The sequence below is a fragment of the Arcicella sp. GW821-FHT09D11 genome, assembly GCF_059416265.1.
The window spans coordinates 12,584-26,871 of sequence record NZ_JBWKOV010000006.1 but is presented as its reverse complement, the minus strand read 5'-3'; the positions used below and the strand labels follow the sequence as shown (position 1 = coordinate 26,871).

Sequence of the window (14,288 nt, the reverse complement as noted above, 5' to 3'; positions counted from 1 at the left end):
CATACAATCCCGTATTAAGAATACATGAAAAACCTTCCAGTTTTTGATTTAGCCATTATTATTATTTACTTGATAGGAATGGTTTTGGTAGGGTTTTATTTTTCAAGAAAGAATAAAAACGCTGAGCAATTTACAACAGCCTCTGGTAAAATTCCAGGTTGGGCAATAGGGGCATCTATCTATGCTACTTTTTTGAGTAGCAATACTTTTTTAGGCGTACCTGGCAAAGCGTTTGGGAGTAATTGGAATGCCTTTGTGTTTAGCTTATCCATGCCTTTAGCAGCGTGGGTAGCATCAAAATATTTTGTGCCATTTTACCGAAAAACGGGCGAAGTATCAGCATATACACACTTTGAGCATCGTTTTGGTGCTTGGGCACGAACTTATGCGGTAGTGTGTTTTTTATTAACACAATTGGCTAGAATGGGTTCTATCTTTTTTGGGATAGCCCTTAGCTTACAAGCACTAACGGGTTATTCTATGGAATTAATCATGCTAGTAATGGGTGTTTGTATTATTATTTACACCGTGTTAGGCGGTATTGAGGCAGTTATCTGGACAGAAGTAGTTCAGGCAGTTATCAAGACATTTGGGGCATTATTAATACTCTATCTGATTGTGAATGAAATGCCTGGTGGTGTCAGTAAAATTGTAGAAATAGGCGAAGTAAATCATAAATTTAGTTTAGGGAGTTTTTCTCCTGATTTTGTACAGTCGTCGTTTTGGGTGGTTTTGTTGTATGGGTTTTTTATTAATCTCAATAATTTTGGGATGGATCAAAATTATATACAACGTTATCATACAACGTCGTCAGAGAAAGAGGCTTCCAAATCGCTTTGGCTTTGTGTATGGTTATACTTACCCGCGTCTTTGATTTTTTTTATAATAGGGGCGTGTTTGTTTGCTTATTATCAAGTACATCCTGAATTGATTGAAGCCGTTAAGCATCAAGTAGCAGTAGAACGCTTTCCTAATGGTTCTGTGACGGAAATTAAAACAATCATGGCAACTTTACAACCAGCAGATTATGGTGATAAAGTAATGCCACATTTTATGGTAACAAAAATACCAGTGGGCTTAATGGGCTTAATTATTTCAGCTATTTTGTCTGCGGCGATGAGTACCATCAGTTCAGGAATGAATTCATCGGCTACGGTTTTTTCTGTTGATATTTTTCAACGTTATATCAAGAAAGACGTTAGTGAAAAACAACAGATGAAAATATTGCATATCGCAACAGTAGTATTTGGTTTATTAGGGATGGGAACGGGCATTGCGATGATTGGCGTAAAGAGTGTTTTGGATGTGTGGTGGCAGTTGTCAGGCATTTTTGCAGCAGGAATGTTAGGCTTGTTTTTGTTAGGAATCATTAGTCGCCAAAGCAAAAATCATGAAGCATTGATTGCTACAATAGTAGGCATTTTAGTAATTGTTTGGATGACCTTTTCATCAAGTATTCCAGAAGAATATGCTTTTTTAAGAAGTTCGCTACATAAAAATATGATTATTGTAATAGGTACTCTGAGCATTTTCCTCACAGGAGTTCTTATTACTAAGTACAGAAAACAAGGTTAAAAACAATATATTTTTTTTTCACTTTAAACTTTTGGGGTAAACAATACTGTTTTACCCCCCAGAATCTCTGTGCCATTTTTTCAAAGATTTCGTGCCTTATATGCATTGTTATTGTTGAAAAGAATCGGTAAAGCAGGTTATCTAATTTAATAAAAATGGAAAAATCGAAAAAAGGATTTATCCCAGTCATGCTTACGCCTTTTAATGACAATGGGTATATAGATTTTGATGCTTTAACAAAACTAACAGAGGTTTATCTTGAGGCTGGTGCAAGTGGTTTGTTTGCCAATTGTCTTTCAAGTGAAATGTTTGAGCTTTCAGATCAAGAAAGAATACAGTCAATCGAACACGTAATTAAAGTTGTGAATGGGGCTGTACCTGTAGTAGCCACGGGAACATTTGGTGGTGCTATTGAAAAGCAAGCAGATTTTGTAAAAAAAGTAAATGATACAGGTACAGAAGCTGTTATCCTGATAACCAGCTTATTAGCGGATGAAAACGAAACTGATGAAGTATTCGACGAGAGGGTATTTTCTTTATTGGCCAAAACTGATTCAATTCCTGTCGGTTTTTATGAATGTCCTGTTCCGTATAAAAGAGTACTTTCGCCAAGCCAATTAAAAGATTTTGTGGCGACTGGTAGGGTAATTTATCATAAAGATACTTGTCTGGATATTGACCAAGTAAATGAAAAAATAAGCCTGACTGCGGGACGTAAATTCGGACTTTATGATGCCTATATGGGTCATGCAGTAGAATCATTAAAGGCGGGTTCGGCGGGGCTTTCGTGTATACAAGGCAATTATTTTCCTGAATTGATAGTATGGTTGTGTGATAATTATGACGATGTATTACAGCAAAAAGAAGTAGCGCGAGTGCAAAAATTCTTGATAGATAACATGGATGTAATGCACAACGTATATCCTATAGTTTCAAAATATTTCCTTCAAAAAAGAGGTTTAGATATTTCTACTTTTACGCGTAGAAAAGTAGGTACATTTACATCTACTATTACGAAAGAGATAGAAAAATTATACAGTAATTATGGGGTTTTGCAAGATGAACTTGATTTAAAACCAGCCTTAAATTATTAAAATTTTGCCAAGCATCTTTGAATCAAAGTAGTAATACTGAATGATTTAAAGATGCTATTATTTATATTATTAGCCTTTCTTTCTATCTTCTTTAACGTTCATTTTTAGCTTTTCACTGCAATCTTGTTGTTTACATTTGCTATAAAAAGTAAGGGAATGATGAAGGATTTCACAATTAAAAAATTCACCAACCATATTTTGAATATTTTGTATTCTCGGGTCGCAAAACTCTGTAACTTTCTGGCAATCAGTACATACTACGTGGTCATGTTGTCGACGGCCGTAAGCTTTTTCATATTTTGATGAAATTTTATTGCCAAACTGATGTTTTATAATTAGCTCAGCCTCAACCAAAATCTCCAAGGTATTATAAACCGTTGCTCTACTGACATGATAATTTAAGGCTTTCATGGCAATATAAAGTTCTTCGGCTTCAAAATGGTCGTTCCTTTCATAGATGTGTTCTAAAATCGTAAACCTTTCATGTGTTTTACGATAGCCTTTAGCATCTAAAAATTCTTTAAAGAAGATTTTAACTGTATTTAAATTTGAGAGAGCCATATTAATGTTTGCGTGTTGATTTTCTATGCTTGCTTGTTTTTGGAAAATAGGGGAAGAATGTAATCAGGTTGATAGACTATCCATTAAAGAAATTATAAATTGACAATCAGCATATTATGAATATATGTGTTCGTAGTAAAACAACCTTATTTAGACTAAAAAGCAAAAAGGATGCATAAAATGCCCTTTAAAATCTAAAGGGCATTTTATGCATAAATCAAGTCTTTAATAGAGGTAAGTAGGAAAGTTAACTTTTTCATAAATGTTGGTTTAAGAATGATTCAGCTTAAAAACTGTTAATAAAAATAAGTCTTTTAATTATTATGCAATATTAGACTAAATCTAAATAAACAACAAAAATTATTTAGACTTATTTTAAGTAACAGCTTTCTGAAAAACAAACCCAATGATTTTTACGTCATTGTTAAGCGTTCAAATCGTCTTCTTTTAACCATCTCCAGCTTGCTAGAGTCAGTAATAAACTACTAATAAATACAAAGCTTAGTAGGTTCAACTGAGATAAATCTAACTTAGGACTCATAAATTCTTCAACTAAATGGACCAAATTAGCCAACGCAAAGATTACAGCAATACCAAAATTGATTTTACGAATGATAGGCTTTTCGATAAATAGAATAAAAGTTATCAAAGACATTGGCAAAATTTCAAAGATAAATCTAATGATGGCAGCACTAGGCGGTACAACTCCTGTAGCATTAGGTCTTTTAATCTCTATTCCATAAAAAAGCTCGCCAACATGGTAGTTAAAATGGAGAATCATACATACTACGAATAGTATCCAGAGAGTAATTATTTTTTGTACGTTGTTCATTAGTTTATTTGGTCAGTTTAATAAAATGATTTACAACGCCACCTTTAGCAATATTGATAGCTTTTGATGCCTTACCCGTAACAGGGTCATATACGTAATATCCGTTTAATCCTAAATTTGCATTGTTTACATTAAAGTAAAATTTGCTATCATATTTATAAGAAAAAGGATATGCATAAGCGGCTGTAAGCGGTATATCCTGAATAATAGCAGCTGTTTTAGCATTCAAATCCAGTTTTACCCAACGTTGATCTGGGTCATTAAATACGCTGTTAGATAATTCTTGGTATTCAACTGCTGTGATAGTGCCATTCGCTAATTTTCCAACCAATTCAAGTACCCTTGCAGAGTTAGATTGACCTGATATAGCAGCAAACGCAATACCATTTTCATGATAAATAGTACCCATTGCTAATTGAACTAATAGGTTATTTAAGCCAATACCATCAACTGGATTGAATTTGTAAGTAGCATCAAATTCTGTAGTATTGGCAGGGATTTTTAAAATTTGGGGACGAGAACGCTTTGCTGCATTTGGCCCTAATTGGTTATCAAGCCCATAAGAACCTTGCGTAAGAATATAAATATTACCAGATTCATCAACCATGCTATTTTCCAAACCTCTCGAAATCGGATACATTGCTTGCTCTATTGTCAATGTTTTTTCCCATTGCTTAGTTGTCAGGTTGATTACTTCTACATAAACATTCTGAGAATCATAAAAATTGCCAGTTTTAGAATTGTCAGTATATAATGGAAGGAATAGCTTATTATCCTGTTTTCTGTAAATAATGGTATTATAGTTATTACGATCGTTGGCTGGAATATCCATCGCTTTTGACATATCTATATCACCCAATTTTTCCATAGTAGTTGGGTTAAATAAATGTACCGAATGGTTTACACCAGTTGTATAAACACCCAAGTTTTCATTAATGATTTCAACATCCCAAACATAGCTTAGAAGTGGAATAGAAGCAACTTCGGTCATTAAACCTGTTGACTTTAAAACAGCTTGCTTTGAAAGAGTTTGTTCATTTTTAAGTGATTGTCCAAACATAAAGTTTTTCCAAGTAGCTCTAGGATAAAAATATTCATAAGAAGACTTTGCTGTCATATCCATATTATCACCAGGGATAGTGGTGTAATGACCAATATAAAAAGCATTGCTGGCAGTAGATTGTGATAATGTACTAAGGACATAGCCTTCTTCCAAATATTTAGATTCCTCTGTTACTACGGGTTCATCAGTTTTACAAGCGATAGCTGAAGCAAAAAGTAAAACAGAAAGTAATAGTTTATTCGTTTTCATAAGGATTTAAAAATTATTGATTTCGTAAATTAGTTTTCCATTAAAATTGATACCTGCCTTAGGCACCAAGAAATTATCATAAAGTTCTGCATTCAATAGATTTTGAATATTGAATGATAGGGTAAGATTCTGTTTGCTTAATTTGTAAGAACAACCCAAATCAACACGATGCTGTACGGGTACATAGGCATCTGGGGTTGTTTTAGGAGAATTACTAGCTGCTACTAGAATGTGATTGAAGGCTCCGATATAGTTATAAAAAGTATAGAAGCGAATCAGGTTTTTTTGCGATAGAAAATTAGCTTTTTGCCACGATAATTCTACATTACCAAAGGTGGTTGGGTAATTTGGAAAAGCCGTTCCGATTAAATAATTATTGCGTGTATCTAAAACAGCCGTAAAGGTTTTACTTAGTATAGTAAGGTTTGCTTTCAGATTAACGGCTCTTTTATACCAAACAGATACGTCTCCTTCACCACCTAAGGTTCTAACTTGGTCAGCATTTTCATATCTTCTAAATACTGAACTTCCTAAATAAATGATATTGTATTGTTGGCGATAGAAACCACTTAATGAGGTACTTAACTGAATATTGTCGCCTATTTTATGATTATTAGAAAGCCCCACATTTAGGTTATCACTACTTTCAGGTAATAAATCAGTGTTTCTAAGAATATCGCCTCCATTTCCTACAAATTGGGTGAAAAGTGGGATTAAATATCCTCTTTCAAAGGAAGCCCTTATGAAAGTATTTTCATTAAAGTTATACTTTGCACCCATGTTCCAACCCCAAAAATTTCCATTCTTTTTAACCAATGCGAAGGTATTGTTCTCTGCTCCATCCAACATATAATCATATTTTTTGATGGCTCCAGATAACGTAGTTTTCTCGCCGAAAAGACCTTCATACTGTAAACCAGCGATATTTTTGGTTAAATACTGCGGTATCGTTAAATAGTCTCTTTCACCACTTTCTTTCAAATAATCAACACCCGTTAACTTCTGGTTAGCATATAAGTTCGACAATAACAATTTATGCTTGTCATTGATTCGATATTCAACACTAGTTCTGTTAGTTAGCCCTTGTGTATAATTGATAGTATTTCCAAGATAATATTCGCCTGCTTGGTTTTTACCAACGATGCTACCGCTCCAACTATATACGTTGGTTGTTGTATCTACAAATTTTAAAGATTGGTCAGTATAATTGCCAAGCGTACGCAACAATATTTTTTCATTCAAGAACGACTTTTCATATTTTAATACAGCAGATAAATTTCTTGCCGTATATTTTGCTTCGCCTATAGCAGTATTCGTAATTCTTGCACCATTCTGTAATTCCTTATCTCCGCCCGATAAATTAAGTGAAAGTCTGAATTCATCAGCCCAAGGTTTGCTATGAGTACCCACTGTAATGCTACCATACAAAAAGCGATAAGTATCATGAAAACGTTTTACTTGTTCATATTTATTGGTTTCATACACCAATGCTCTCATTTTGTAATTATTATCTGAATAATTATAGCCGAAAGAAGCATTCAAGAAATAATTCTTTTTATTGGCCAGACCAAGGTTGATGTCCGTCAAGTGGGTATTGAAAGAGGCAATGTTATAGGAGGCTTTGAAGGTGTTGTAAGCTTTTTGTTCTGTGATAATATTAATACCACCACCAAGGGCATCTGAACCAACGTCGACTGGTAAAACACCCTTATAAACGTCTACACGCTTGATATTGCCCAATGGTAAGTTTGAAATATCAAATGAAGGATACATAAACTCCATTGGAATGCCGTCGATATATACCCTAATAGCATTCCCTCTCAAGCCGTTAATTGAAATATCAGAAGCTTCGCCTAATGAACTTGACCTACGAATACGCACGCCCGAAATTTTGTCAAGTACGTCTGTTAACAATACAGTTTGATTAACAACATCTTTAATTTCAATGCTTTTAATACTAAGCGGTTTTGTTTCTTGCACTTTAGCTTGCGCAGCTGCTTTGACAGTGACTTCGTCTAATTCTTTAGATGATGCTTCTAATTGAATATTAACCGTTTTAGAAGAAGTGCTTACTGTGAACTTATGTTCTAAGGTCTGAAAACCCACAGCACTAAAAACTAAGATATGCTCACCATGTGGAATCTTGGTTAGTTTGTAATACCCATCGACATTTGTGATAATTGCATTTTTCGTATTCTTCAACGATACTGTAACAAAGGGTAATGCCTGCCCTTGAGCATCTTTTACTACACCATCAACCGCACTCTGTTGAGCAAATAGTTGAAAGCTCATTAACATAAAAAGGAAAATTAGTCTCATTTTTTGGATTAGGATTATTGTGCAACAAAATTAGACTTTAATTTGGAAATAGTCTAAATAAAAATAATATTTGCAAAAAAATATTTTATGATTGCTATATACTTTAACTTAATCGGAATTTTATTGTACTATTCAAAGGAAAAATACTTTCCAAAAGATCTCTTAACAATTCCGTTTTCTTATGAAAAGCCAATAGGCTTATTTCTTTTCATTGTTTCCTTGGGTGTTTTTATATATCAATGGGGAGGAGTAATGGGTTCTTTGATGTACCTCACAAGCCTTATTTTATCTGCTAGTGTTGTGCAGTTATTTGCAGTGTTGGGGAAAAAATGGTTTTATAGTTTTCTGATTTTAATACATGTAACCCTTATTATAAACCTATTTACACATGCCAGCTAAAAAAGAATATTTATCTACTTCAGGACAAAGATTTTTGAAGGTATCGGCAGGAATCTTAGGTGGTTTATTACTATCTGTTGCTATCCATTTATTATTAGGAATACTCCTTCAAAACAAGGTGGCAGTAATGCTTACGGGTACTTTTACTGCATTTTTATTATGGGCTGCTTTGCTTTCAATTGCTTTTTTAGCTAAAAGTGGTTGGAAAATATGGGGTATCTATCTGGCAGGCATTCTAATTTGTTCATCAATCATTTACCTAATTCGCTAAAGCACAAATGAAGTTAAAAGGATTATCAAATAGAGCATTTAATATATTTTTCCATACACATACTGTTGCTGGTATCGTGATTAGCTTTGCCTTGTATATTATTTTCTTTGCTGGTGCATTTACCATTTTCAGAGGTGAGTTTTATCAGTGGGAAAACCCTAATGCAAGGATTCAATTGACCGAAAATAGTCTTGAATATGACCAAATAATACAAAAAGTAAAGCAGCAATATCCTGATGTAGATACCGAAAAAGACATTATTATCAAACCTGGCACAGCCAAAGAACCTTTAACGACTGTTTGGGTTTCGACGAAAGAGAAGGTAGAAAAAAATAAAAACTCAAAGAAGGAAGTTAAAAAGACAGGAGCCGAATTCTTAGAATTAGGATATCATCCTGTGAATAAAACCTTACAAGTTTATGAAGGGAAAAATCACGAAAACTCTCCAACAACCATCGGCGAGACATTATTTCGCTTGCATTATTTCAGTCAAATTCCCATCATAGGGATATACCTAGCTGGTTTCGTTGCTTTTTTCTTTCTATTTGCCAGTATCACTGGGGTATTAATCCACTGGCGAAATATCATTACAAAGTTTTATGGATTTTCTATCAAAGGCGCTTGGAAACAAATTTGGACAAATGCACACACAGTTTTCGGACTCATCGGATTACCCTTCCAAATGATGTACGCCGTTACAGGTGCCTTCTATTGTTTGTCTATTTTACTACTAGCTCCTGCTACGATTGTGTTTTTTAATGGTGATCAAAAAGCGGCATTTGCAGCATTCAGACCTGATAGAGTGATTGAAGTGAATGAGAAATCACTCATCAATAAAAACCTAAAGAGTGTTAATAGTGTAGTGAGTGAGTTCTATAAAACTATTCCTGATATTGAAGTGACTAGGGTAACAGTAAAGCATTTAGGCCGAGAAGATGCTATTTTAACAGCTTATGTACAAGACGAAACTATTTTTAATGGCTATGGAGTATTGGGCGTTACGTTAAAAGATGGCAAAAGAGTGATGGAAGTATTGCCAAGAGAAAAAACTTATACACAAGCTGTTTTAGGAGCGATAGGGGCAATACACTTTGCAGAATTCGGTGGAATTGCTCTAAAAGTCATGTTTTTTATACTAGCACTCATTACTTGTTTTATCATTATTAGTGGCGTATTAATATGGAAGGAAGCTAGGAACAAGAAAGAATATACCGACAAACAAAAAAGATTTCATCACCGCATTACAATGTGGTATTTGGCTATTTGCTTTGGATTGTTTCCAGCCACAGCTATTTTATTTATCTCTGAAAGAGTAATACCAATGGCTTTGAATAATCATAGTTCATTAGTGAATACCGTTTTCTTTGTATCATGGTTGATACTGATGATTTTGGGCATATTTAGCAAAAATGAATCGATTTTAACAAAGCGATATTTATACATTAATGGATTTTTGTCATTGATTGTCCCTATTGCTAATGGGGTTACGACAGGAGACTGGCTTTGGAAGTCACTCGCTAATCAACAATTTTATGTAGCCGCTGTAGATATTTTTTGGTTACTGATTGCCTCAATAAGTTTCTTTCTTGCAATAAGTATTTATGGGAGATCGGCTAAAGTAGAAAAGATTAAAAAGGGCAGTACTGTATTAGAAAAGTCTATTCTTAACTAAAGTCTAACAAGGAATTACACTATTCGATTGTTCTTTTTGTACTCACTAGGAGTTTGTTGGATAACTTGTTTGAATATCCTAGAAAAATAAGAAAGACTTTCAAATCCTGTTTTGACAGCAATATCATTCATCGAGAGCTCAGTTGTAATCATCAGCAACTGAGCTCTTTCTATTCGCTTGTATTGAATATAACTCAAAGGTCTTTCTCCTATATTTTCATTAAAAATTCTTGAAAAATAATCGGCACTTAAATTCGCTCTATCTGCCAAATGTTCTACGGTTAAGTTGTTATCAAGATGCGTTTGTATGTAATTGGTGGACTCTAATATTTTAGAGGGAATTACATTTTTTTCTTCAATATCGAAATATTCTTTGGTCATAAACCGAGAAAGTAACTGCATAATAATTCCCTGTGTTTCCATCAATGCCGAGGCATCTAAGGCTTCGTTCATTTGTTTGAAGGATTGTAGAATAGGATGTTTTTCATAGTCTTTCGGATCGTTAGATTGTGTCAATCCTCTGCCTTTATTCAACGCTAATATTCTTTTGAAATGCTCAACATCTATCGTTTGAGCAGGTACTTTGATGATTTTTTGATGGTTTGAAAATAGAGCATTCCCATCGATAGATTCTTCAATAAATTGAATATAATATTGACTCAGAAAACGGTCACATTGATAATTACAAACTGTAAAACTTGGTATTAAATACAAATAATGAGGCTCCAATACTTGCGACTCATGCGCATTAAAAAGTATGCCTTCTCCCTCGTCTATCAAATACATTCTGTAAAATGGACTAATTACATGTTTGAAATTCCAAGTTTTGTTCAATTGTACGTAATCTGCATTCAATAGCGAAAATGTGTTTTTCAATGATTTCCTAAGCATATTTAGTATTTTAAGAGAATGATAATAGCCATAAAGCTATTAATAAAAGTCGGCTTTGTGAAAATATTGGTCAGTTTTGTATAATATTAATAATATATTGTATTATACATTTGTAAGATTGTTTGCCCAATTTTATGATAATGACACGGATATTTATATTGTTGATTTTCTTAGCGAGTTTAGCGCTGTTTTCATGTTCGCCAACATTACCTGAAGAGGTTGAGGTAGCTATGCGTGAAGTCCCAGCAGCATTAGATTATAATATTCATGTAAAACCCATTCTTTCAGATAAATGCTTTGCTTGTCATGGACCAGACAAAGCCAAACAAAAAGCAGGCTTACGGTTAGATTTAGCTGAATTTGCCTATGCCGATTTGCCAGAAAACCCCAATAAAGTAGCGATTAATCCAGGGAATTTAGCAAAAAGCGAATTCTTTCATCGAATTATTTCTGATGACCCCAATTATGTAATGCCCACACCTTTATCGCATTTAAGTTTGACAGCCAAAGAAAAAGCGGTATTGATTAAATGGATTAAAGAGGGAGCTGAATATAAACCTCATTGGGCTTTTGTAAAACCAGCCATGCCTGATGTGCCAGCAGTAGAAAAGGAGGAATTGGTGAAAAATCCGATTGATAATTTTATCCAAGAAAAGCTGACAGAAGAGCAACTAAGCCCTTCAAAGGAAGCTTCCAAAGAAATTTTACTACGTCGCTTGTCTCTCGACTTAACGGGCTTGCCACCATCAGTGCAAGAGATGGATGCCTTTTTGAAAGATAATTCTCCGAATGCTTATGAAAAACAAGTGAATCGTTTGTTGAATTCGCCACATTATGGTGAAAAAATGGCGGTTGACTGGTTAGACTTAGCTCGTTTTGCTGACTCGCACGGCTATACGGTAGATAGATTGAGAGATATGTCACCTTATCGGGATTTTGTGATTAATGCATTTAATAAGAATCTGTCTTACGACAAATTTGTGCATTGGCAATTGGCAGGTGATTTGATGCCTAAACCAACCAAAGAAATGATGATTGCTACAGCCTTTAATCGTAATCATCAACAGAATATGGAAGGAGGTATTGTTGAAGAAGAATTTCAAACTGAATATGTAATTGATAGGACGAATACTTTTGGAGATGCTTTTTTAGGACTTTCGGTGGGGTGTGCCAAATGCCATGACCATAAGTATGACCCTATTTCGCAGAAAAACTATTATCAGTTGTTTAGCTTTTTTAATAATGTAAAAGAAGCTGGACAAATTTCGTGGGATGATGCCCTACCCACCCCAACCATGATGTTGCCAACGAAGCGACAGGAACAGATACTGCATTATATCAATACTAAAATTGCTCAGCAAGAAAAAACCATTGACAAGCAAAGTAAGCAAGCTGACGGTAGTTTTCAAAAATGGATAGCCGATAAGAGCTATCAAACATTAGCCAAAGAAAATATTCCCAAAATAGGCTTGCAAGCACTTTACACTTTTGAAGACGGCACATTGAAAAATACTGTTAACCCAAAACAAGTAGCTGTAATGAAAAGGGAGTCGGGGCAGACGGGAGATATACCAGTTTTTGAAAGTACACCAAAAGGAAAAACGATGCTAATGAATGGGGATGTTTTTCTGGACTTAAATGAAGTTGGTGTTTTTCGTAAAACACAAGCTTTTACAGTAGGTATTTGGGTCAATATTCCAAAGGAATTGAAAGAAGGAGTAATTCTACACAAAAGTCAAGCAGAACGTTTGTATAATTTCAGAGGGTATCATTTGTATCTGAAAGACAACAGATTAGAGCTAAATATGGCTCATACGGCACCATCCGATGCTATCACTAAAGTTAGCAAACAACCTGTGCTTCGTAATCAATGGATTCAGTTGACGATTACCTATGATGGGTCATCAAAAGCCAATGGTTTTAGGCTATACCAAAATGGGCAAGAAATGAGTATGGAGACTAAAACAGACCAATTGAAAAAAGATATTCTGTTTCGCACTGCCATACAACCTGGTTTGCAAATTGGGGGTTGGTGGCGTGGATTAGGATTTAAAAATGGAAAGGTAGATGATATTTCTGTCTATAATCGCGTCTTGAGTCCTTATGAAATAAGTGTGCTTGCTCAAAAAGCTAGTTGGACTAATATTGCTACTAAAAATAACAATCAGCTTTCAGCTCCAGAAGTATCGTCTTTAAAAGCATATTACTTATCGGCTGTTTATCCAGCATTACAGCATTCAAAAAAAGTACTCGAACAGTTGCGAACTACTTTGGCGGATTCTACTGAGAATATTGAAGAATTAATGGTAATGCAAGAGATGCCTAAACCTAAAAAAGCCCATATTTTACTACGAGGGAATTATGATGCTTTTGGCGAAGAGGTTTTTCCAAATACTCCCGAATCAGTATTGGCTTATCCTGATGATTTACCTAAAAATCGCTACGGTTTGGCGCAGTGGCTTACGCATGAAGACCATCCCCTGACAGCAAGAGTAGCGGTGAATCGTTTTTGGCAAAATTTCTTTGGTGTAGGTTTAGTGAAAACGACAGAAGATTTTGGTAACCAAGGTGAAATGCCAAGTCATCCAAAACTACTAGATTGGCTAGCCATTACTTTCAGAGAGTCGGGGTGGGATGTTAAGAAACTCAATAAGCTAATTGTAATGTCGGCAACGTATAGACAGGATTCTCGTGTTAACAAAGCAACACGAGAAAAAGACCCAGAGAATCGGTTGTTAGCACATGGTCCTGTTAATAGAATGACTGCCGAAATGATTCGTGACAATGCCCTGATGGCTAGTGGCTTACTGAATCCAATTATTGGCGGAAAGAGCGTGAAACCTTATCAACCAGAAGGGCTTTGGGAAATTAACAACACCACTTATAAAGCGGATTCTGGTAAATCTGTTTATCGCAGGAGCTTGTATGTTGTCGTAAAAAGAGCTGTTCCAAATCCAACTTTGGCTACTTTTGATGCCACTTCACGAAGTTCATGTGTGGTAAGAAGGCAAAAAACCAATACACCATTGCAAGCGTTAGTTACCCTCAATGACCCAACTTTTGTGGAAGCAAGCAAAGTAATGGGTGAGCAAATGGCTAGAATAGGAGATGTAAATAAGGGAATCGTTTACATTTATCGAAAACTGACAGGAAGAACCCCACAACCCCAAGAGGTAGCTTTATTAGCGCAGTTGCAACAAGTGTCGCGAGCTAAATTCCAACAGTATCCTCAAAAAGCAAAAGGAATATTGAAAGCGGGACAGTATGTAGTGGATAAGAAATTAGATACTTCGCTGATAGCCGCTAATACTGTAGTGGCAAATACTATTTTAAATTCAGATGCTACTTTAACTAAAAGATAGA

At 34.9% G+C, this 14,288-nt stretch carries 10 protein-coding genes; 5 read left to right on the top strand and 5 right to left on the bottom strand.

The window, feature by feature from the left end; genetic code table 11:
* Window positions 1–24: 24 nt before the first annotated feature.
* Both AC07N0_RS17345 and AC07N0_RS17340 read left to right on the top strand, forming a co-directional pair.
* Window positions 25–1,575, top strand: coding sequence for a sodium:solute symporter family protein (locus tag AC07N0_RS17345; RefSeq protein ID WP_494590184.1), 1,551 nt, complete (start codon window positions 25–27; stop codon window positions 1,573–1,575).
* 155 nt (window positions 1,576–1,730) lie between these two features.
* Window positions 1,731–2,669 (top strand): dihydrodipicolinate synthase family protein, encoded by a 939-nt coding sequence (locus AC07N0_RS17340; protein ID WP_494590183.1) that lies wholly within the window; start codon window positions 1,731–1,733, stop codon window positions 2,667–2,669.
* Between the two features lie 69 nt (window positions 2,670–2,738).
* On the opposite strand, the gene AC07N0_RS17335 is transcribed toward AC07N0_RS17340, so the two are convergent.
* The 4 genes from AC07N0_RS17335 to AC07N0_RS17320 all read right to left on the bottom strand — a co-directional run bounded on the left by AC07N0_RS17335 (window position 2,739) and on the right by AC07N0_RS17320 (window position 7,693).
* Window positions 2,739–3,230, bottom strand: a complete 492-nt coding sequence (locus AC07N0_RS17335) for a Fur family transcriptional regulator (protein ID WP_494590182.1) — start codon at window positions 3,228–3,230, stop codon at window positions 2,739–2,741.
* A gap of 424 nt (window positions 3,231–3,654) precedes the next feature.
* Entirely contained in the window at window positions 3,655–4,062 is a 408-nt protein-coding gene (locus tag AC07N0_RS17330) for a hypothetical protein (RefSeq protein ID WP_494590181.1), read from the bottom strand.
* A 4-nt stretch (window positions 4,063–4,066) separates the two neighbouring features.
* Window positions 4,067–5,374 (bottom strand): DUF4374 domain-containing protein, encoded by a 1,308-nt coding sequence (locus tag AC07N0_RS17325; protein ID WP_492803850.1) that lies wholly within the window; start codon window positions 5,372–5,374, stop codon window positions 4,067–4,069.
* A 6-nt stretch (window positions 5,375–5,380) separates the two neighbouring features.
* Complete coding sequence (locus AC07N0_RS17320) at window positions 5,381–7,693, bottom strand: TonB-dependent receptor (RefSeq protein ID WP_494590180.1); 2,313 nt, start codon at window positions 7,691–7,693, stop codon at window positions 5,381–5,383.
* A gap of 388 nt (window positions 7,694–8,081) precedes the next feature.
* Here AC07N0_RS17320 and AC07N0_RS17315 point away from each other — a divergent pair, with 388 nt between their 5' ends.
* Together AC07N0_RS17315 and AC07N0_RS17310 are read left to right on the top strand one after the other, a co-directional pair.
* Window positions 8,082–8,363, top strand: coding sequence for a hypothetical protein (locus tag AC07N0_RS17315; protein ID WP_494590179.1), 282 nt, complete (start codon window positions 8,082–8,084; stop codon window positions 8,361–8,363).
* A gap of 7 nt (window positions 8,364–8,370) precedes the next feature.
* Window positions 8,371–10,035: a PepSY-associated TM helix domain-containing protein gene (locus tag AC07N0_RS17310; RefSeq protein WP_494590178.1), complete on the top strand. Its 1,665-nt coding sequence runs from the start codon at window positions 8,371–8,373 to the stop codon at window positions 10,033–10,035.
* Between the two features lie 14 nt (window positions 10,036–10,049).
* Here AC07N0_RS17310 and AC07N0_RS17305 read toward each other — a convergent pair whose 3' ends face one another.
* Window positions 10,050–10,925 (bottom strand): helix-turn-helix domain-containing protein, encoded by an 876-nt coding sequence (locus AC07N0_RS17305; RefSeq protein ID WP_494590177.1) that lies wholly within the window; start codon window positions 10,923–10,925, stop codon window positions 10,050–10,052.
* Window positions 10,926–11,065: 140 nt separating this feature from the next.
* On the opposite strand from AC07N0_RS17305, the gene AC07N0_RS17300 reads away from it, so the two are divergent.
* Window positions 11,066–14,287: a DUF1553 domain-containing protein gene (locus tag AC07N0_RS17300; protein WP_494590176.1), complete on the top strand. Its 3,222-nt coding sequence runs from the start codon at window positions 11,066–11,068 to the stop codon at window positions 14,285–14,287.
* Window position 14,288 lies beyond the last annotated feature (1 nt).

What these genes read in the sequence shown, in the direction of transcription:
- AC07N0_RS17345 (WP_494590184.1), top strand. Translation starts at nt 25, where the DNA reads ATGAAAAACCTTCCAGTTTTTGATTTAGCCATTATTATTATTTACTTG.
- AC07N0_RS17320 (WP_494590180.1), bottom strand. Translation starts at nt 7,693, where the DNA reads ATGAGACTAATTTTCCTTTTTATGTTAATGAGCTTTCAACTATTTGCT.
- AC07N0_RS17335 (WP_494590182.1), bottom strand. Translation starts at nt 3,230, where the DNA reads ATGGCTCTCTCAAATTTAAATACAGTTAAAATCTTCTTTAAAGAATTT.
- AC07N0_RS17340 (WP_494590183.1), top strand. Translation starts at nt 1,731, where the DNA reads ATGGAAAAATCGAAAAAAGGATTTATCCCAGTCATGCTTACGCCTTTT.
- AC07N0_RS17300 (WP_494590176.1), top strand. Translation starts at nt 11,066, where the DNA reads ATGACACGGATATTTATATTGTTGATTTTCTTAGCGAGTTTAGCGCTG.
- AC07N0_RS17305 (WP_494590177.1), bottom strand. Translation starts at nt 10,925, where the DNA reads ATGCTTAGGAAATCATTGAAAAACACATTTTCGCTATTGAATGCAGAT.
- AC07N0_RS17310 (WP_494590178.1), top strand. Translation starts at nt 8,371, where the DNA reads ATGAAGTTAAAAGGATTATCAAATAGAGCATTTAATATATTTTTCCAT.
- AC07N0_RS17330 (WP_494590181.1), bottom strand. Translation starts at nt 4,062, where the DNA reads ATGAACAACGTACAAAAAATAATTACTCTCTGGATACTATTCGTAGTA.
- AC07N0_RS17315 (WP_494590179.1), top strand. Translation starts at nt 8,082, where the DNA reads ATGCCAGCTAAAAAAGAATATTTATCTACTTCAGGACAAAGATTTTTG.
- AC07N0_RS17325 (WP_492803850.1), bottom strand. Translation starts at nt 5,374, where the DNA reads ATGAAAACGAATAAACTATTACTTTCTGTTTTACTTTTTGCTTCAGCT.